Source organism: Cellulomonas sp. NPDC055163 (assembly GCF_053607065.1).
This window is the reverse complement of sequence record NZ_JBSGSU010000012.1, coordinates 60,457-78,766: the sequence shown is the minus strand read 5'-3', so window position 1 is coordinate 78,766 and position 18,310 is coordinate 60,457. Positions and strand designations below refer to the sequence as shown.

The 18,310-nt window shown below is 75.1% G+C and carries 19 protein-coding genes and 1 riboswitch; of the genes, 9 read left to right on the top strand and 10 right to left on the bottom strand.

Going from position 1 to position 18,310, the window contains the following annotated elements:
• Positions 1 to 90 precede the first annotated feature (90 nt).
• The gene (locus tag ACWFNE_RS19390) at positions 91 to 360 is read right to left on the bottom strand and encodes a DUF4031 domain-containing protein (RefSeq protein ID WP_452124056.1); all 270 of its coding nucleotides are present in this window, start codon (positions 358 to 360) and stop codon (positions 91 to 93) included.
• Between the two features lie 258 nt (positions 361 to 618).
• On the opposite strand from ACWFNE_RS19390, the gene ACWFNE_RS19385 reads away from it, so the two are divergent.
• The gene (locus tag ACWFNE_RS19385; RefSeq protein WP_452124055.1) at positions 619 to 1,380 is read left to right on the top strand and encodes a DeoR/GlpR family DNA-binding transcription regulator; all 762 of its coding nucleotides are present in this window, start codon (positions 619 to 621) and stop codon (positions 1,378 to 1,380) included.
• Positions 1,377 to 2,492 carry a zinc-dependent dehydrogenase gene (locus ACWFNE_RS19380; protein ID WP_452124054.1) on the top strand — a complete coding sequence of 372 codons (1,116 nt, stop codon included), beginning with the start codon at positions 1,377 to 1,379 and terminating at the stop codon, positions 2,490 to 2,492. The genes ACWFNE_RS19385 and ACWFNE_RS19380 overlap by 4 nt, the downstream gene beginning before the upstream one ends.
• Before the next feature lie 158 nt (positions 2,493 to 2,650).
• On the opposite strand, the gene ACWFNE_RS19375 is transcribed toward ACWFNE_RS19380, so the two are convergent.
• The 3 genes from ACWFNE_RS19375 to ACWFNE_RS19365 form a co-directional block, all read right to left on the bottom strand.
• A complete protein-coding gene (locus ACWFNE_RS19375) occupies positions 2,651 to 3,208 on the bottom strand; it encodes a hypothetical protein (RefSeq protein ID WP_452124053.1) in 558 nt (185 codons plus the stop codon).
• A 214-nt stretch (positions 3,209 to 3,422) separates the two neighbouring features.
• Positions 3,423 to 4,097, bottom strand: coding sequence for a hypothetical protein (locus ACWFNE_RS19370; RefSeq protein WP_452124052.1), 675 nt, complete (start codon positions 4,095 to 4,097; stop codon positions 3,423 to 3,425).
• Positions 4,098 to 4,237: 140 nt separating this feature from the next.
• On the bottom strand, positions 4,238 to 6,100 hold the full coding sequence (locus ACWFNE_RS19365) for a putative bifunctional diguanylate cyclase/phosphodiesterase (RefSeq protein ID WP_452124051.1): 1,863 nt from the start codon (positions 6,098 to 6,100) through the stop codon (positions 4,238 to 4,240).
• A gap of 124 nt (positions 6,101 to 6,224) precedes the next feature.
• Here ACWFNE_RS19365 and ACWFNE_RS19360 point away from each other — a divergent pair, with 124 nt between their 5' ends.
• Positions 6,225 to 6,692 (top strand): OsmC family protein, encoded by a 468-nt coding sequence (locus ACWFNE_RS19360; protein WP_452124050.1) that lies wholly within the window; start codon positions 6,225 to 6,227, stop codon positions 6,690 to 6,692.
• Positions 6,693 to 6,787: 95 nt separating this feature from the next.
• Positions 6,788 to 7,621: a hypothetical protein gene (locus ACWFNE_RS19355; protein WP_452124049.1), complete on the top strand. Its 834-nt coding sequence runs from the start codon at positions 6,788 to 6,790 to the stop codon at positions 7,619 to 7,621.
• Between the two features lie 150 nt (positions 7,622 to 7,771).
• Here the strand turns inward: ACWFNE_RS19355 and ACWFNE_RS19350 are convergent, their stop codons facing one another.
• Positions 7,772 to 8,776, bottom strand: coding sequence for an aldo/keto reductase (locus ACWFNE_RS19350; protein WP_452124048.1), 1,005 nt, complete (start codon positions 8,774 to 8,776; stop codon positions 7,772 to 7,774).
• Between the two features lie 92 nt (positions 8,777 to 8,868).
• On the opposite strand from ACWFNE_RS19350, the gene ACWFNE_RS19345 reads away from it, so the two are divergent.
• The 4 genes from ACWFNE_RS19345 to rocD all read left to right on the top strand — a co-directional run bounded on the left by ACWFNE_RS19345 (position 8,869) and on the right by rocD (position 12,125).
• Positions 8,869 to 9,240 carry an MmcQ/YjbR family DNA-binding protein gene (locus ACWFNE_RS19345; RefSeq protein WP_452124047.1) on the top strand — a complete coding sequence of 124 codons (372 nt, stop codon included), beginning with the start codon at positions 8,869 to 8,871 and terminating at the stop codon, positions 9,238 to 9,240.
• Between the two features lie 59 nt (positions 9,241 to 9,299).
• Positions 9,300 to 9,734, top strand: coding sequence for a hypothetical protein (locus ACWFNE_RS19340; protein WP_452124046.1), 435 nt, complete (start codon positions 9,300 to 9,302; stop codon positions 9,732 to 9,734).
• A 304-nt stretch (positions 9,735 to 10,038) separates the two neighbouring features.
• Positions 10,039 to 10,890 carry a dimethylargininase gene (ddaH, locus tag ACWFNE_RS19335; RefSeq protein WP_452124045.1) on the top strand — a complete coding sequence of 284 codons (852 nt, stop codon included), beginning with the start codon at positions 10,039 to 10,041 and terminating at the stop codon, positions 10,888 to 10,890.
• Positions 10,887 to 12,125, top strand: coding sequence for an ornithine--oxo-acid transaminase (rocD, locus tag ACWFNE_RS19330; RefSeq protein ID WP_452124044.1), 1,239 nt, complete (start codon positions 10,887 to 10,889; stop codon positions 12,123 to 12,125). Before ddaH ends, rocD begins: the two co-directional genes overlap by 4 nt.
• A 182-nt stretch (positions 12,126 to 12,307) precedes the next feature.
• Here rocD and ACWFNE_RS19325 read toward each other — a convergent pair whose 3' ends face one another.
• Positions 12,308 to 13,678 carry a hypothetical protein gene (locus ACWFNE_RS19325; protein WP_452124043.1) on the bottom strand — a complete coding sequence of 457 codons (1,371 nt, stop codon included), beginning with the start codon at positions 13,676 to 13,678 and terminating at the stop codon, positions 12,308 to 12,310.
• A 255-nt stretch (positions 13,679 to 13,933) separates the two neighbouring features.
• On the opposite strand from ACWFNE_RS19325, the gene ACWFNE_RS19320 reads away from it, so the two are divergent.
• Positions 13,934 to 14,443 (top strand): Lrp/AsnC family transcriptional regulator, encoded by a 510-nt coding sequence (locus ACWFNE_RS19320; protein ID WP_452124042.1) that lies wholly within the window; start codon positions 13,934 to 13,936, stop codon positions 14,441 to 14,443.
• Between the two features lie 81 nt (positions 14,444 to 14,524).
• Here ACWFNE_RS19320 and ACWFNE_RS19315 read toward each other — a convergent pair whose 3' ends face one another.
• The 4 genes from ACWFNE_RS19315 to ACWFNE_RS19300 all read right to left on the bottom strand — a co-directional run bounded on the left by ACWFNE_RS19315 (position 14,525) and on the right by ACWFNE_RS19300 (position 18,218).
• On the bottom strand, positions 14,525 to 15,493 hold the full coding sequence (locus ACWFNE_RS19315; RefSeq protein WP_452124041.1) for a universal stress protein: 969 nt from the start codon (positions 15,491 to 15,493) through the stop codon (positions 14,525 to 14,527).
• A 167-nt stretch (positions 15,494 to 15,660) separates the two neighbouring features.
• A complete protein-coding gene (locus ACWFNE_RS19310) occupies positions 15,661 to 16,161 on the bottom strand; it encodes an HNH endonuclease (RefSeq protein WP_452124070.1) in 501 nt (166 codons plus the stop codon).
• Positions 16,162 to 16,374: 213 nt separating this feature from the next.
• Positions 16,375 to 17,130: a C40 family peptidase gene (locus ACWFNE_RS19305; RefSeq protein WP_452124040.1), complete on the bottom strand. Its 756-nt coding sequence runs from the start codon at positions 17,128 to 17,130 to the stop codon at positions 16,375 to 16,377.
• Positions 17,131 to 17,132: 2 nt separating this feature from the next.
• A riboswitch (cyclic di-AMP (ydaO/yuaA leader) is annotated at positions 17,133 to 17,293 on the bottom strand.
• Positions 17,294 to 17,516: 223 nt separating this feature from the next.
• Positions 17,517 to 18,218 (bottom strand): metal-dependent transcriptional regulator, encoded by a 702-nt coding sequence (locus ACWFNE_RS19300; protein WP_452124039.1) that lies wholly within the window; start codon positions 18,216 to 18,218, stop codon positions 17,517 to 17,519.
• Between the last annotated feature and the right edge of the window lie 92 nt (positions 18,219 to 18,310).

Sequence of the window (18,310 nt, the reverse complement as noted above, 5' to 3'; positions counted from 1 at the left end):
GGCTGCACCTGTGCTCTTCGTGCGGTCCGCCGTCGTGGTCCTCACCGGCCCGTGAAGTCTCGGAGGGGATGTCGACGGGAGCCCTGTCGGTCAGTCGCGGCGCTCGCGTGCGGTGACGCGCAGCCCGGACGCGCGCAGCCGTCGGACGAGGTCACGGGTGCCGACGGGCTCGGCGCCGAGCCGGACGAGCTCGTCGTAGCGCTCGTCGGGGACGTCGTAGTGGTCGCGGTCGAATCCGCGGCGGGGGATGCCGGCGCGCTCGGCGAACGCGTGGAGCTCGTCGAGCGAGACGTCGCTCACGAGGTGCGACCAGAGGCGGCCGTGCTGCGGCCACAGCGGCGGGTCGAGGAGCACGGTCACGCGCCCGAGCCTACGTCCGTGCCTCGCCGGTCGCGGTCGTGCGGCGGCTCGGTGGGGTCCGTGCGGCGGGCGGTCGTCCGTGGGCCCTTCGTCCCGGCGCGGCTCCTCCGTTGTGGGCCTGAACCACAGAAGCAGACAGAGCCAAGCCAAAACGGAGTCGATCGGATGTTGACTTCGGGTCCAAACGGAACTAGACAGGCCCTTACACAGATGGATCCGGCGGAATCGGACCATCGCACACCGCTGTGAGGGGCACTCGTGTACGCGACGGAGCGTCAGCAGGAGATCCTGGCCCGGGCACGCCGGGACGGCCGGGCGGAGGTCAAGGACCTCGCCGACGCGCTGGACGTCACGCCGGAGACGGTGCGCCGCGACCTCACCGCGCTCGAGCGCCGGGGACTCCTGCGCCGGGTCCACGGCGGCGCGATCCCGGTCGAGCGGCTCGGCATCGAGCCCGCCGTCGCGGACCGCGAGTCCCGCATGGCGGGTCAGAAGGAACGCATCGCCAAGGCCGCGCTCGACGAGCTGCCCGACGGCGGCTCGATCATCCTCGACGCCGGGACCACGACCATCCGTCTCGCCGAGATGCTGCCGACCGAGCGCGAGCTCACCGTCGTCACGCACAGCCTGCCCGTCGCGATGCTGCTCGCCGCCCGGCCGAACATCACGCTGCACCTGCTCGGCGGGACGGTCCGTGGGCGCACCCTCGCCGCCGTCGGCCCCTGGGCCGAGAGCGCGATGGCCGACGTCTACGCCGACGTCGCGTTCCTCGGCACCAACGGCATCACCACCGAGCGTGGGCTCACGACCCCGGACCTCGTCGAGGCCCGCGTGAAGCGCGCGCTCGTCGCCGCCGCACGCCGCACGGTCGTCCTCACGGACCACACGAAGTTCGGCCGCGTCGACTTCGCGCAGGTCGCGCCGCTGTCCGCCGTCGACACCCTCATCACCGACTCCCAGCTCGAGCCCGACCTCGCCGAGGAGATCGAGGCCGCCGGGCCCCGGGTGGTGCGCGCATGAGCGCCGCCGCCCCGCCCGCGGCGGCAGCCGACCCCACCACGACGTCCCCCGACGTCACACGAAGGAGAGTCATGAACGTCTTCCGCTTCTACGCCCCCGGTGACGTCCGCCTCGAGGACGCCCCGGAGCCGCAGGTCGGGCCCGGCGAGGTCAAGCTCCGCGTGCGCGCCTGCTCGATGTGCGGCACCGACGTGAAGATCTCGACCGCCGGCCACCAGCGCATCGTGCCGCCGCGCATCATGGGCCACGAGATCGCGGGCGAGGTCGTCGACGTCGGCGAGGGCGTCGAGGGATGGGTCCCGGGCGACCGCGTCCAGGTCATCGCCGCCATCCCGTGCGGCCGCTGCGACTTCTGCACCGCGGGCGCCGAGACGATCTGCCCGAACCAGGTCTCGATGGGCTACGACTTCGAGGGCGGCTTCGCGCCGTACACGATCGTCCCGAAGGAGGTCCTCGCGGTCGACGGCCTCAACCGGATCCCCGAGAACGTCTCGTTCGCGGAGGCCAGCGTCGCGGAGCCGTTCGCGTGCGCGATCAACGCGCAGGAGATCGTGGACGTGCACGAGGGCGACGACGTCGTCGTCGTCGGCTCGGGCCCGATCGGCTGCCTGCACGTGCGCCTCGCCCGTGCCCGCGGTGCGAAGCGGGTCGTGCTCGTCGAGCTGAGCCGGTCGCGGCTCGACCTCGCGTCGGCCGTCGTCCAGCCCGACCTGGCCGTGTGCTCGGCCGAGGAGGACCCCGTCGAGGCGGTGAAGGCGTTCTTCGACGGCAAGGGCGCGACGGTCGTCATCACCGCCGCCGCGTCCGGCGCCGCGCAGGAGCAGGGGCTGCTCATGCTCGCGCCGCAGGGACGGATCAGCTTCTTCGGTGGGCTGCCCAAGGACAAGCCGACGATCACGCTCGACTCGAACCTCGTGCACTACAAGGAGCTCACGATCGTGGGCGCCAACGGATCGAGCCCGGCGCACAACCGCCAGGCGCTCGCCTACATCGCCGACGGCAGCGTGCCCGTCGCGGATCTCATCACCCACCGCCTGCCGCTCGACCAGATCGTCGAGGGCATCGAGATCGTGCGGTCGGGCGCTGGCATCAAGGTCACGGTCGAGCCGTGACGCACGACGCCGGCCACCACCCCCCGGCCGGCGACCAGTGAGGTCCCGGGGGGAGACAAAGGGGGGAAGGGGGGGGGGGGGAGAAGAGGCAACTCTCTCCGGTCCCCCCCCACAAAAAGCCCAGCGGTCCGCACCCGACCCGGGCGCGGACCGCGACGTCAGACCGACCCGGGGGCCTCGGGGCCCGTCGGCTCGCCGGCAGGCGCCGGGGCAGGGGCGGGCGCCTCCGGCTGCGTGAACGCGCCACGGAGCGTCGTGAACGCGCCGAGCGCACCGAAGCCGGCGGCCCACGCGATGTCCGTGCCGTACTCGGGGAGCACCTCGGGGAGGATCTCCGAGAACCACGACCAGAAGCCGGGGGCCGTCAGGGCGCCCCACGCGCTCAGGTCGCCCTCCTCGCTGACCGCGGTCGCCGCGTCCCACGCGATGCCGCCGACGAACGCCAGGGCGAGGGTCACGACCGTGACGGCCAGGACCACGAACGCGCCGGTGCGGGTCAGGCGGCCCGCACCGAGCACGTACAGCTTCACGGCGAGGAACGCGACGAGCGCCGCCACGATCGAGGCGATGAACCCGAAGCCCCACAGCAGGACCCAGACGGCGACACCCACGGGGATCGTCGCGAGCGTGAAGAGCGCTCCGCGGCCCACGTTCGCGGGCGGGGCGACGGGCACCGGCGCGACGGGCGGCGCGGACGGGGGGAACTCGCTGGACATGCAGGCCTCCAAGGCTGAGCCCGGGTCAGGCCGGGTCGGATGCGCACACCGTAGTGGTGGCGGGCACCCCCGCGTGGGCATTTTCACCTGTCCGGTCTCGGACATCTCGCGCCTTCGGCGCAAGCCCCCCCAACCGTGCCCGGACCTCCGACTCACGACTGTTCTCGCAGGGCGTGCGCAGGCGCGGTTCCGGGCCCGTGACGGGGACGTCCGCTCAGGGCGCCTGGCAGACGTACCCGCTCCCGATGGCGCCGACCTTCGCCCCGCTGCCGTCGTCCGCGGTGACGACGGTGTAGCCCGGGGCGGGCGCGGTCTGCCACGACCGCAGCGCCGGGTTCGGCCGGGGGGAGTCCACCGATCCGGGGTAGAGCTCGGCGACGCGCTCCCCCGGGTCACCCGTGCGCAGTCCCTCCGGGGTCGTCACCGCGGGGTCGGTCCCGTCTTGGACGACCATCGCCCAGCCGCCGACGTACGGGTCCGTCGCCCCGCCCTCGGGGTCGGCCACGAGCACCAGCACCCGAAGCCCGGGCCACGCCAGCACACGCCCCGCCTCGCCCCGTGCCTTGCACGCGTACTCCGCGTCGGTGGTCTCCGGCGCCGCACCGAGCCGCGCCGTCAGGAGCTCGACGACCTGGGCCTCGGGTGCGTTCGCCGGGAGGTCGCCGACGCGCCCCTCCGGATGGAACGCCAGGGCCGCCGGCGCGGCGGTGGGCGAGGGCGTCGGGGTGGGGGCGACCGTCGGGGTGGTCGCGCCGGATCCCGAGGCCACGGACTCCGTCGGGTCCGGCTCCGGTCCCGAGTCCGGCGCACCGCACCCGCCGAGCGCGGCAGCCACGAGCACGGACACCAGCACCGTCCGGGCAGGACGGGCGGTCGTGGGGCGAGTCATCAGCAGGTTCTCCTCGGTGGCGTCGGACCGCGGCACCGAGCGGTCGGGGCGGCGCCCACCGTAGCGAAGTCGAGTCCGGCCCGCGGCGCCGTGGGACGACCCGGGACGCCTCGGCGCCCCCGGCCTCAGCGCCCCGGGCCTCAGCGCCCCACGACCTCCTCCGCGAGCAGCGCTCCGAAAGCGTCCCCCGTCATCGGCCGCCCGAACAGGAACCCCTGCGCGTACTCGTAGTCGAGGTCGGAGAACCGCTCGCGCGACGCGTCGGTCTCGACGCCCTCGGCGATGACGCGCAGCCCGAGCGCCGTCCCCAGGTCACGGCACGCGCGGAGCACCGGCGGGTCGTCCCGCAGCGTCATGTCGATCTTGAGCGCCGCGAGCGGCAGGAGCCGCAGCGCCGCGAGCGAGGAGTACCCCGTGCCGAAGTCGTCCAGGGAGAACCGCACCCCGTGCGCCGACAGGCGCCCGATGTTCCCGACCGTGACGGCGCTCTGCGCGAGCGCCGTGTGCTCGGTGATCTCGAGGCTGAGGAACGTGAGCGCGACCTGGTGCCGGTCCGCGCTCGCGCTGACGCGCTCGGCGTAGTCGCTGCCCTGCAGCTCGTGCGCGGACACGTTGACGGCGACGGTGATGTCGGGGCGGACCCGGCGCCAGGTGTGCAGCGCCTCGAGCGCGTCGTCGAGCACCCGCTCACCGAGCCGCACGATGAGCCCGGTGCTCTCGGCGACCCGGATGAACTCCTCGGGGCTGACCTCGCCGAGCTCGGGGCTGCTCCAGCGTGCGAGGGCCTCGGCGCCGACGATCGTGCCGCTGCGGAGGTCGACGATGGGCTGGTAGACGGTCCGCAGCTCGTCGGTCCCCGCGGGGCCGGGCGGGCCGTCGAGCGCGCGGCGCAGGCCGTTCTCCATGCTGAGCTGCCGCGTCACAGACTCGCGGAGCGCCTCGTCGTACACCTCGACGAGCCCGCGCCCGCGCCGCTTCGCCTGGTACATCGCCGCGTCGGCGTCCCGCAGCGCCGCCTCGGGCCCGCCGTCGGCCTCGTGCATCAGCGTCATGCCGATGCTCGCCGAGACGTACAGCTCGTGACCGGCGGCGACGACCGGCTCCCGCAGCGAGCGCAGCACGTGCCGGGCGACGGCGACGCCGTCCTCGGGCGCCGCGAGGTCCTCGCAGATGACGACGAACTCGTCGCCCCCGAGCCGCGCCACGGTGTCCTGCCCGCGGAACGCGCCGACGAGCAGCCGCCCGACGGCCCGCAGGAGCTCGTCGCCCACATGGTGCCCCAGGCTGTCGTTGACGAGCTTGAACTGGTCGAGGTCGATGACCATGACGCACACGTGCGTGCCGCGCCGGACGGCCCGGGCCACCGCGTGCGGCAGGCGCTCGGCGTAGAGGGCGCGGTTGCCGAGGCCGGTCAGGGGGTCGTGCACCGCGGCGTGCTCGGCCTCGGCGGCGAGCGCGAGCGACGTGCGGCGCATCGCGACGAACGCGTTGAGCAGCACGCGCGAGCACAGCGCGAGGACCCCGACGGTCAGCACGAACGCGGCCACGGGGCCGACGATGAGGTGCGTCTGCGTGACCCCGGTCATCGAGGCGCCGCGCAGGATCATCCACACCCCGAGGGACGCCTGGAGCACCGTGACGGGCAGCGCGAGGCGCAGCCGGAACAGGGTCCAGATGAAGGGGATGTCCCAGAGCAGCAGGATCGCCAGCGCACCCGGGGCCACCGGCGCCGTGGCCGCCATGAGCGCGACGAGGGCGATGTCCAGGCCGATGAGCCCGGCGACCACCCACGGCCCCCGCGCGCGGTTCCGGGTGCGGTACAGCCACAGCCCGATCGCCAGGTACAGGACGCCGACCACGAGCCACGGCGCCGGGCGGCGCTCCGGCGGGTTGATCGCGCCGACTCCCAGGTGGAGCAGGCCGGCCGCGACGAACAGCACGGACAGCAGCCGGTTCGTGAGAGGACGGCTCGTCAGCGCGACGTCGGTACGTGCCCAGCTCACCCCGCCCCCCGACTCTCGTGAGACCTGCATCGTGGCACCCGCGCCCCGCATCGGCCACCGTCCGGCCAGCGCGCCGCCCGACGGCGCTCGCACCGTCCCCACGCGTGCGTGGGAGGATTCGGGGATGACGTCGGAGATCGTGCCCGGAGCCAGCCTGCCCGCGACGCCGGAGGCTCCGCCGCCGGCCGAGCTCTGGGTCGAGCGCACGGGGCGCCGCACGTACACCGGCCGCAGCTCACGCGGCGCCGAGGTGCTGATCGGGCCGGCCGAGGCCGGCGCGGTGTTCACCCCCGGCGAGCTGCTCAAGATCGCGCTCGCAGGCTGCTCGGGCATGAGCGCCGACACCGCGCTCGCACACCGCCTCGGGGACGACGTCGAGGTCACCGTGCGCGTCTCGGGGCTGAGCGACCCCGAGGAGGACCGCTACCCGGCGCTGACCGAGGAGCTCGTCGTCGACCTGAGCCCGCTCGACCCCGCCCAGCGCGAGCGGCTCATCGCCGTGGTGCACCGGGCGATCGACCTGCACTGCACGGTCGGGCGCACGATCGAGGCCGGCGCGACCGTCGATCTCACGGTCACGGGCGAGCGCTGAGCGAGCGGTCCGGCCCCGCGGCGACGATCCTGTACCGAGGAACCCGCCCGGCGAACCCCCCTGCCGGTGCGGACGACGCGAGGAGAGGGAAGCGGATGGGACTGCGCCGCCGATCGAAGGACGTCACGACGACCGACTGGGCCGCCCAGAACGGGTACGCCACGCCGCCGGGCACCACGGTCGGCACCACGAAGCCCGAGCAGCCGAGCACCGTGCGACGCAAGAGCGTCGCCGACGGCCTGCTCGACCGGGCCGTGACGATCCCGTCCGAGCGCATCCACGCGCACGTCGACTCGCTGCGCCGGCGCAACCCCGAGGCGTCGCCGGCGCAGATCATCGGGATGCTCGAGAAGGAGTACCTCCTGCTCATCCAGGGCGCGGGCGGTGCAGTGGGTGCCGCCGCGGCTGCCCCGGGCGTCGGCACCGGCGTGGCCTTCACGCTCACCGCGAGCGACGTCGCCACGTTCTTCGCGGCGTCGTCGGCGTTCGCGCTGGGCGTGGCGAGCGTGCACGGCATCGACGTGCAGGACACCGACCGCCGCCGGGCCCTGCTGCTCGCGACGGTCCTCGGCGAGCAGGGTGGCGAGATCGTCGGCGACGCGGCGGGCATCAGCGGCGTGCACTTCGCACGGACGCTGCTCACCCGCATGCCGTCGGGCACCGTGAAGAAGGTCAACTCGACGCTGACCAAGCGCCTCGTCCGGCACCAGGCCGCGAAGCAGGGTGGCCTGCTCTTCGGCCGGCTCCTGCCGTTCGGCATCGGCGCGGCCGTCGGCATCGCCGGTGCGCGTGCGCTCGGCAAGCCCGTGATCGAGGGCGCTCGGCTCGCGTTCGGGGAGCCGCCCGCGCGGTTCCCGCAGGTCGTCGAGGTCGTGGAGACCGGCGGGACGCCGCGCGTCATCGAGGCGCAGGGCCCGGGCCGCCGCTGACGCACGGCGAGCACACCCCCCCGGGGACGACGAAGGCCGCGCACGGAGCGATCCGGTGCGCGGCCTTCGTCGTCCGGTCGGCGGCCCGGCGCCGGCTGGTCACCGGCGCCGGGTCACCGACGGCTCCCGTGGGTCACGAGCGGCTGTGGGTCACCAGCGGCCGTGCACGTGCTCCCGGACCGACCGGTCGTACACATCCGCGAGCGCGGCGAGGGCGTCCGCGTCGAGCGGGGCGAGCGCGGCCGCAGCAGCGTTCGCGCGGGCCTGCTCGGCGTTGCGGGCACCGGGGATCACCGTCGAGACGCCCGGCTGGTCGAGGATCCACCGCAGCGCGAGCTGCGCGGTCGTCGCGTCGGGGGCCACCCGGCGCCCGATCTCCGCGACCTCCTGCGCCGCCGCGACACCGACCTCGAACGGGACGCCCGCGAACGTCTCGCCGACGTCGAACGCCTCGCCCTGCCGGTTGTACGTGCGGTGGTCGTTCTCCGCGAACTGCGTGCTCGCGTCGTACTTGCCCGAGAGCAGGCCGCTCGCGAGCGGGACCCGCGCGACGATCCCGACGCCGGCGTCGAGCGCCGCGGGGAGCACCCGCTCGAGCGGCTTGCGGCGGAACACGTTGAGGATGATCTGGATGCTCGCGACGTTCGGGCGGGCGATCGCGGTGAGCGCCTCGTCGACCGTCTCGACGGAGACGCCGTACGCCGCGACGCGCCGCTCCTCGACGAGGGTGTCGAGCGCGTCGTACACCGCGTCGCGCGAGTAGACCTCGGTGGGCGGGCAGTGCAGCTGCACGAGGTCGAGCGTGTCGACGCCGAGGTTCTCGCGCGAGCGGTCGTTCCAGGTCCGGAACGCGTCGAGCGTGTACGCGTCGGCGTCGTGCGGGGCCGCCCGGCGGCCCATCTTCGTCGCGACGGTCGGCACCACGCCGCCCGCGGCGCGCTGCGCCTCGAGGAACCGCCCGACGAGCCGCTCGCTGCGCCCGTCGCCGTACACGTCGGCCGTGTCGAGGAACGTCACGCCCTCCGCGACCGCGGCGTCCAGCACCGCGAGGGCGTCGCCGTCCGCGACGTCACCCCAGTCACCGCCGAGCTGCCAGCAGCCCAGCCCCACCACTCCGACCGACCGTCCCGTCCTGCCCAGCACACGCGTCTCCATGCCGCCGACGCTACCCTGGGCTGCGCGGACGGGCAGTGCCGGCGCAGCGCCGCCGCCCTGGCCCCCGGCCCGCCCCGGTCCCAGGAGGACGCATGGAGCACCCCCGGATGTACGACGACGGCGACCCGGTCCTGGCGCACGTGCGCGACGTCGCGGCGCGCTTCCCGGAGTCCGTCGAGGTCGAGGCGTGGGGTCGCCCGACGTTCCGCGCGGGCAAGAAGATCTTCGCGGTCTACGGGTCGAGCGGGACGGACGAGCCCGCGCTGATCCTCAAGCCGGACCCCGAGGAGCGGCCCGCGCTGCTGCAGGACGAGCGCTTCTTCTCGCCGCCGTACTTCGGGCCCGCGGGGTGGCTCGCGCTGCGCCTCGGCGTGGCCGTCGACTGGGACGAGGTGCGTGAGCTGCTCGACTCGTCCTACCGCCAGGTGGCGCTCGTGCGGATGCTCCGGGCGCTCGACGCGTGAGCCGCTCCCCCGGCGGACGTCCGCGAGCGGGCGGCGAACCCCGTGGGCGCGAGGTCGCCGTGAGCCGCGTCCTGCCGGTGAGCGCCGGCGCCGCGTGGGACCTGCTGCTCGAGGGCCGCAACCACGAGCGGTGGATCCCGCTGACCCGCATCGACCTGCCCGACGGGCCCCTGCGGCTCGGCGCGCGCTTCGAGGCGACGTCGGGCCCGTTCGCCCGCCGGGGCGCCCCCGGGCTGCTCGACCGCATGCGCCTCGACCGGTTCGAGCCGCCGACGGCCGACCGCGCCGGGGAGGCGCTGTTCACGAAGCTCGGGCCGCTCCTGCTCGGCGACGCCACCGTGCGCGTGGCCGACGCGGGCCCCGGCCGGGCGCGGGTGACCTGGTCGGAGCGCGTGGTCCTCGCCGGGCCCGTGCCCGCGGGCGCGGTGCTCGCTCCCGTGCTCGGGCTCATGCTGCGGTTCGCGCTCGCCCGCGTCGCGCGCGAGCTGCGCTGACGTCCGCGGCCCACGCCGGCGCGCGGGGCCCGAGGGCCCGCACCGGCGGCCGCGACGGGACCCCGACGCACCGACCGCGCGTCACGCACCGCCCCGCGCAACGAATCGCCGCCGGACCGCCGCACGGCGCAACGATCCGCACCCCGACGCGCAACGCGGCGTACCAGGTCGACGCACCGGCGGCTCGTACGCTCGGAGGGTGCCCGGCCCGAGCACCACTCGGGCCTCAGGACGCGCCGGGCCCGCCCCCCACGGCCCGGCGCGTCGCCCCCAGCCCCGCGCTGACCCGACGCCGAGGAGCCCGATGTCCGCCACGCCCGCGACCCCCACGACCGAGCGCACCGCGACGCCCCGCCACTTCCTCATGTGCGAGCCCGTGCACTACACCGTCTCCTACGAGATCAACCCGTGGATGGACGTCACGCGCCACACCGACGCCGGCCTCGCCGTCCGGCAGTGGCGCACGCTGCGCGACGTGTACCTCGACCTCGGGCACACCGTGGAGACGATCGACCCCATCGAGGGCCTCCCGGACATGGTCTACGCGGCGAACGGCGCGACCGTCGTCGACGGTGTCGTGTACTCCGCACGGTTCCGGTACGCCGAGCGCGGACCCGAGGGTCCCGCGTACCAGAAGTGGTTCGCCGACCGCGGCTACGTGACGCACACCGCCTCGGAGATCAACGAGGGCGAGGGCGACCTGCTCGTCGTCGGCGACGTGGTCCTCGCGGGAACCGGCTTCCGGACCGACCAGTCCGCGCACGAGGAGGCCGCCCGGCTGTTCGGCCGCGAGGTCGTCTCGCTCGAGCTCGTCGACCCGCACTACTACCACCTCGACACCGCGCTCGCGGTGCTGTCGAGCGACCCGGCGGACCCGCAGGTCGCGTACTACCCGCCGGCGTTCTCCGACCGCTCGCGGGAGCTGCTCGAGCGCGTCTTCCCCGACGCGATCCTCGCGACCGAGCGCGACGCGGTGGCGCTGGGCCTCAACGCGGTGAGCGACGGGAAGAACGTCGTCGTCGCGCCAAGCGCGGTCGACCTCGCGGCGGCGCTGACCGAGCGCGGCTGGAACCCGATCCCGGTCGACACGAGCGAGCTGCTCAAGGGCGGCGGCGGCGCGAAGTGCTGCACGCTCGAGATCCGCGCCGCGCGATGACCACGACGGTGCCCGTCGTCCCGCCCGTCGCCGGGCCCACCTCCGGCGCCACGCCGACGCTCGCGCAGAACTACCACCCGCTGCCCGTGACGCTCGCGTCCGGCTCGGGCGCCTGGGTGCGCGACACCGCGGGGGCCGACTACCTCGACCTCCTGGCCGGGTACTCGGCGCTCAACTTCGGCCACGGGCACCCGGCTCTGCTCGCGGCAGCGCACGCGCAGCTCGACCGGATCACGCTCACGTCCCGGGCGTTCGACCACGACCTGCTCGGGCCGTTCGCCGACGCGCTCGCCGCGCTCGCCGCCCCGCACGTCGTGGGCCCGCCGATGGTGCTGCCCATGAACACCGGCGCGGAGGCCGTCGAGACCGCGATCAAGGCGGCCCGCAAGTGGGGCTACGAGGTCAAGGGTGTCGCGCCGGACCGGGCGACCATCGTCGTCGCGTCGGGCAACTTCCACGGCCGGACGACGACGATCATCTCGTTCTCCGACGACGAGGACGCCCGGACCGGCTTCGGGCCGTACACCCCGGGCTTCCGCCTCGTGCCCTACGGCGACGCGGCGGCGGTGCGGGACGCGATCGACGAGACCACGGTCGCGGTCCTGCTCGAGCCGATCCAGGGCGAGCAGGGCGTCGTCATCCCGCCCGACGGCTACTGGCCGGCCGTGCGCGCGGCGTGCGACGACGCGGGCGTGCTGCTCGTGGCCGACGAGATCCAGTCGGGGCTCGGGCGCACCGGGACGACGTTCGCGTGCGAGCTGTGGGACGTGCGCCCCGACCTCATGACGCTGGGCAAGGCGCTCGGCGGCGGCATCGTGCCCGTCTCGGCCGTCGTCGGGCGGGCCGACGTGCTCGGCGTGCTCACGTACGGCACGCACGGCTCGACGTTCGGCGGCAACCCGCTCGCGTGCGCGGTCGGCCTCGCGGTGACCGGGCTGCTCGCGACCGGCGAGCACCAGGAGCGCGCCCGCACCCTGGGCGTCCACCTGCGCGAGCGCCTGCAGGGCCTCGCCGACGACGGGCTCGTCGAGCGGTTCCGGGCCGTCGGCCTGTGGGCCGGCGTCGACGTCGACCCCACGCGGTTCACCGGGCGCGACGTGTGCGTGCGGCTGCTCGAGCAGGGCGTGCTCGTCAAGGACACGCACGGCTCGACGATCCGGCTCGCGCCGCCGCTCGTCATCGGGCGCGACGACCTCGACCTCGCGCTCGACCGCCTCGCGCTCGTCCTGCGCTGAGTTCTCCGGGCGCACGCGGCGGCGCCCGCACGTCGGGTGCCGCCGCTGCAGCCGGCCGGCTGGGGTGCCGGCCGGCTGGGGAGCCGGTCGGTTGGGCGCCGGTCAGCCGCAGCGCCAGTCAGCCGCAGCGCCGGTCAGCTGCAGCGCCAGGTCCGCCGCAGCGCCGGTCGGCTGCGATGCCTTCAGCTGAAGGACATCGCCGTGAAGAGGCGCCCATTGAGCGTCACGGCGCCGATCGACACGTGCGAGGTGTCGGACAGGAGCCACGCGTTGTGGCCCGCCGAGTTCGCGTAGGCGGAGATCATGGCGCTCGCGCTCGCGGGCTGGACGTAGCCGACGATGTGGTCGCGGCCGCTGTGCCAGATCCGCCACTGCGCCGCCATGTCCGCCGCGTGGTTCGCGAGCGAGCTGGACCCGGACACGCTCAGCGGGCCGAGCCCGTTGGCGGCACGGTGCGCGTTGATCGCCTCGCCGAGCCCGCCGACGCCGTACGACTCGACCCCGGCGGCCCAGCCCCCGGCGGTCTCGGCCGGCGCGGCGGCGGCAGCAGCAGCCGGTGCGCTGCCGCCGGAGGAGGCACGCGGGGCGGCTGCCTGCCGGGGCGCGCGTGCGGCCGGACGTGCGTTGGCGCGCCGCTCGGCGGCCTGGGCCTCGGCGGCCGCTGCGGCCTCCGCCGCCGCACGCTCGGCTGCGATGCGGGCGTCCTCGGCGGCCTGCCACGCGGCCTGTGCCTCGACCGCGGCCTGCTGCGGGGCGGCGACGGCGGCTGCGGCAGTGCGCAGCGTCGCGACGTTGGAGCCGCTCCCGGTCGTGGCGGACGCAGCACCGAGTGCGTCGACGGCAGCCTGGAGCGCGGCCCGCGGCGCGTCGCCGGCCTGCGGGGTCGCCGCGAGCACGCCCTGGGCGGCCTGGCTCACCGCGGCGACGTCCGCGAGGGCTGCCGAGCGGAACGCGGCGGACGACGCGAGCTCGACCGCGCGCGTGCGCCCGTCCAGGAACCGGGCGTCGGCCGTGCGTGCGGCGGTCTCGGCCGCCACCCGGCCCTGCGCGCGGGCGAGCTCGGCCGCGCGCGCGTCCAGCTGGACCTTCACGACGATGCCGGCGACGAGCGCGCCGAGCACGAGCGAGACCGCGCCGACGACGACGGCGGTCCGGACCCGGCGGCGCCGCGCGGGGGCGGCGGGCGACGCCGGCGCGAGCTGCGGAGCCGCATCGGGCCCATCGGCACGGGGTGCGTCGGCACGGGGTGCGTCCGCATCGGGTGCGTCGGCGGTGGGTACGTCAGCAACGGGTAGGCCGGCGCCGACCGCGGGGGCCTCGGCCGGGGCGATGCTCTCGACCGCCGGAGCGGGGGCCGGCGACGGGACGAGCGGGGTCGCCGCGGGCGCGGTCGTGACCGTGGCACGGGCGCCGGGCGCTGCCGTCGCGTCCGGCGTCGCCCCGTCGGGCGCGGCCGTCACCGCGGTCGTGCCCTCGGGTGGGGCTCCTGCCGCGCCGGCCTCGCGCTGGGTCGGGATGCCGCCGAGCCGTCGGTCCTCGCGCACAGTCGCCATGGGTGCCCCTGCCTCTCGTCGGGCACGACTTTCGCGGAATCGCCACTTGAACGCAAGGCGAGAACGGCATTGTTACGGCCATATGTCCCCTTTGTTCCGCGCTGCCCGGAAAAATCATTCCTCGCCGTAGCGATTCGTGAGATAGCCCGATCCGGACCATTTGGTCGTGAATACCCTTTCCCGGTCAGCGGCACTCCCCACCCCCGCTTCCTCGTGGCGCCGGGGCACGCGGCGGGCGTGCGGGATGATGAGCGCGTGCCACCCGCCGCCCCCTGGGACCGCCCCGCCGGAACCGCCACGCCTGCCCCGCTCGACGGCCTCGACACCGCGATCCTGCGCGAGCTCGCGGTCGACGCCCGGGCGAGCTACGCGGAGATCGGGGCCGCGGTGTCGCTGTCGGCGCCCGCGGTCAAGCGGCGCGTCGACCGGCTGCGCGCGCGCGGCGTCGTGCGCGGGTACACGGTGCTGCTCGACCCGGCGGCGCTGGGCTGGGCGACGGAGGCGTTCGTCGAGCTCTACTGCCACGGCTCGACGAGCCCGGCGACGATGCGGGCCGCCGTGGAGAACTACCCCGAGGTCGTCGCCGCGAGCACCGTCACGGGCGACGTCGACGTGGTGCTGCAGGTCCGCGCGCACGACATGCGCCACCTCGAGCAGGTCGTCGAGCGCCTCGCCGCCGAGCCGTTCGTGGCCCGCACACGCTCGACGATCGTGCTGTCCGCGCTCCTGCGCCGGCCCGACGTCCCCGCGGCCCCGCCCGCCTGACCGCCCGCAGGGGCCGCCTGCCTGACCGCCCGCACGGGCCGCCCGCGCAGGCCGGCCACCCGCACGGGCCGCAGCGTCCGGTCAGACCCGGCGCTCGGGCGGCACCTCGCCGGTCCGCTCCGCGAACTGCTTGCACCGGCTCGTCACGACCATCACCGGGCACACCGCGTGGTGCAGCACCGCCTGGCTCGTCGACCCCAGCAGCAGCCCGGCGAACCCGCCGCGACCGCGCGAGCCGACCACGATGAGGTCGGTGGCGGTCGAGAACTCCGTCAGCAGCTCGGCGCCCGTGCCGTCGAGCACGTGCCGGCGCACCGTGAGCCCGGGGTGGTCGGCGAGCGCGCGGTCGACCACGACGTTGAGGCCTTCCGCGGCGTCCGCGAGCACCTGCTCGTGGTCGACGGACGCGGGCAGCCACGCGAGGATCCCGCTGCCGGCACCCACGGGCACGCCCGCGACGGCAGTCAGCTCGGCGCCCCACACCTCGGCCTCCCGGAGGGCGCAGCGCAGCGCGAGGTCCGCCTGCGGGGACCCGTCGATGCCGACGACGATGCGCCGCACGGGCGCGACGGGCTCGAGCGGCGCGTCGTCGGACACCGTCCGTACGGAGTCCGTTCCGCGCAGGGGCACCACGACCGTCGGGCAGGCCGCGTGCGCCGGGAGCGCCGACGACACCGTGCCGAGCAGGCGGTCCGCGAACCCGCCGCGCCCGCGCGTGCCGACGACCGCGAGCGCCACGTCGTGCGACATCTCGACGAGCACGCCCGCGGCGTCGCCGGTCGCGACCGTCGCGGTCACCGGCGTCCCCGACGGGGCCACCCGCGCCTGGGCCTCGGCGAGCACCGCGCGGGCGCCCTCCTGGATCGCGGAGTCGTCGAGCGCCGCGTAGCCGCCGTCGAGCGAGGCGGCGGTGAACGACGGCAGCGAGTACGAGCACACGATGTGGAGCCGGCGTCCGTGCGCCCGGGCCTGTCCGGCGGCCCAGTCGAGCGCGTGCAGGCTGGCCGCCGAGCCGTCCACCCCGACGAGTACGACGTCGTCGTGCGTCATGGCCCGTACCTCCTGGTCGTCACGGCACCCAGTCTGCCCCCGATCATGCCCCGACCGGAAACTTTCGGGAGGCGTCCTTGGGGGCCGCTTGGCGTGTGCCACGCACCGCGGCGTCCCGGGGTCCCACGGACGGCGCCCAGGTGGTCCGCCGGGCGGGGCACGCCCGCTCAGGCGACGAGGTACGCGTTCCAGGTGGGCTCGTCGACGTGGGAGCCGGCCATGAGCGCCGCCAGGCCGCGCGGCGCACGGGGGACGAACGGCAGCTCCCAGCCGATCTCGTGGAGCAGCCGGTCGGCTTTGCGGTGGTTGCACCGGCTGCACGCGGCGACGACGTTGGTCCACTCGTGCCGGCCGCCGCGCGAGCGGGGCAGCACGTGGTCGACCGTGTCCGCTCCCCCGCCGCAGTACGCGCACCGGTGACCGTCGCGCTGCAGGACCGTGCGCCGCGTCGGGGCGACCGCCTTGCGCATCGGGACATGCACGTACCGCGTCAGGCACAGCACGAGGGGCAGCGGGAGCGAGGTGCGTTCCGAGTGGAGCTCGCGGCCGTCGGTCTCGAGGATCGACGCCTTCCCGGACATGACGAGCGTGACAGCGCGGTGCACGCTCACGACGCAGAGGGGTTCGAGACTGGCGTTGAGAAGCAGCGTCCGGTGCGTCACGGGCATCAGCACGGCGGGCTCCTGTCCAGGTCGGTGGACCCACCTGGCTGGCGGGTCCCTGGGGGAGTGCAAGCGCGACCAGAGTACGCGGCGACGTGCCCCGCGTCCCCCGACTCTGGCACGAGCAGGGGGTGGACGCCCGGTGATTTCCGGACGTACGTCCAGGGCCCCCTGCGCGCCGTGGCGTGCAGGGGGCCCTGGAGGAGCGGTGCGGGGGGCTCAGCCGATGCGGATGAAGACCGGCGAGCTCTGGTAGATGGTGCGGAACTGCACGGTCTTGCCCGGCGACGGCGAGTCGATCTGGTCGTTGCCGCCGGCGTAGATGCTGATGTGGCCGGGGCTCCAGATCAGGTCGCCCGGGAGCGCGTCGGCCCGCGAGACGACCGTGCCGGCGCCCTTGATGGCGGACGACGTGCGCGGGAGCGAGATGCCGAGCTGGGCGTAGACGTACGAGACGAAGCCCGAGCAGTCGAAGCCCTCGGGGGTCGTGCCGCCCGAGACGTACGGGGTCCCGACGTAGCGGGCCGCGACCTCGAGGACCGCGTTGCCCGCGACGGACTGCGGGATGGGGTTGTTGACGGTCGCGGTGGCCGTGCGCTCGGCGCTGCGGCTCGCGGCGGCCCGTGCGGCACGGGTCTGGGCGACCGGCTTCGGGGCGACGGTCACGGCGGGAGCCTCGAAGGACCATGCGGCGTCCACCGGCGAGGAGACGACCGGGGAGGTCTGGAGCACGGCCCGCGCCGAGGCGGTGAGCGCGGACGTGTCGACCGCCGGAAGGGCACCCGCGGCGCCGGCGCCGGGGGCAGCAGCCGCGGGGCTGATCATCGTGGCGACGAGACCGCCCGACGCGGCGACGATCGCGGCGCCACGACCGACGGCGCCCATCGACTCGGACGCCGCGGACGCGAGGTCCGTCAGCGGTGTGGCAGGGCGGCGGACGGAACGGTGCCGCGCGCGCGTCGTGCTCTCGGTCACTGGGTACCTCTCCTGTGGCCTGCGAGGTCAGCTGTCGGGTTCGGGTGGGAGAACACCCGGCCGTCGGGATGCGAGCATCCGTCGGGCTTCACCCCAAGGACACCGTTGCCGGTGCCCGTCATGGGTCCCCCGCCCCTGCCGGCGAGTTGAGCGGACCGCGTGCGGCGGCAGGGTTGGGCGATCCGCACGAGGGCTTCTCCGAAGGAGGGTCCGGGTGAAGCAGGACGAACGTACAGGAGTCCCCGCGGGAATGTCACGTATCCGACACGTCCCGTTTCGTCCCCTGCACCGGACGGGTCCGCCGCCTCCCCAGGACACCTCCCGCCGCCGACGCCGGGGAGCCCCGGGACGGTGCCGGAGCGGGGTCGCGCGCGCCCCGGCGCAGGTCAGCGGTTGCCGACGAAGATGTGGCGCGCGACGTCGTCGGGCAGGTCGAGGACCGTCGCCGCACCGGGCGGCGCGATGGTCACGACACCCGGGCCGCGCTCGACCGTGACCGTCACACCCGGGCGGATCCCCGCCTGCGCGAGCCGCGACAGCAGCTCGACGTCCGGCTGGATCGGCTCGCCCAGGCGCGCCACGACGACGTCGTCGAGCCGGCCCCCCGCGGCGTTGGCGACGGTGAGGAGCGACGTGACGCCGTCGAGGAACTGCTCGGACGTGCTCGTCTCGCCGATCTCCGCGAGCCCCGGGATCGGGTTGCCGTAGGGGTCGAAGTGCGGGTGGTCGAGCAGCGCCGCGAGCCGGCGCTCGACGCGCTCGCTCATGACGTGCTCCCACCGGCACGCCTCCTCGTGCACGAACTCCCAGTCGAGGCCGATGACGTCCGTGAGCAGCCGCTCCGCGAGGCGGTGCTTGCGCATGACGCGGGTGGCCTTCGCGAGCCCGAGCTCGGTCAGCTCGAGGTGCCGGTCCCCGCTCACCACCACCAGGCCGTCGCGCGCCATCCGCGCCACGGTCTGGGAGACCGTCGGGCCGCTGTGCCCGAGCCGCTCCGCGATGCGGGCCCGCAGCGGCGTGATGCCCTCCTCGGTGAGCTCGTACACGGTCTTCAGGTACATCTCGGTGGTGTCGATCAGGTCGCTCACGCCGCAGCCTCTCGCTCGTCGCTCTCGTCGTCGTCGCTGGCCATAAGGGTAGGCGCTCCGGCGCCGACGGCCCCCGACGCCGTATCGTCTGC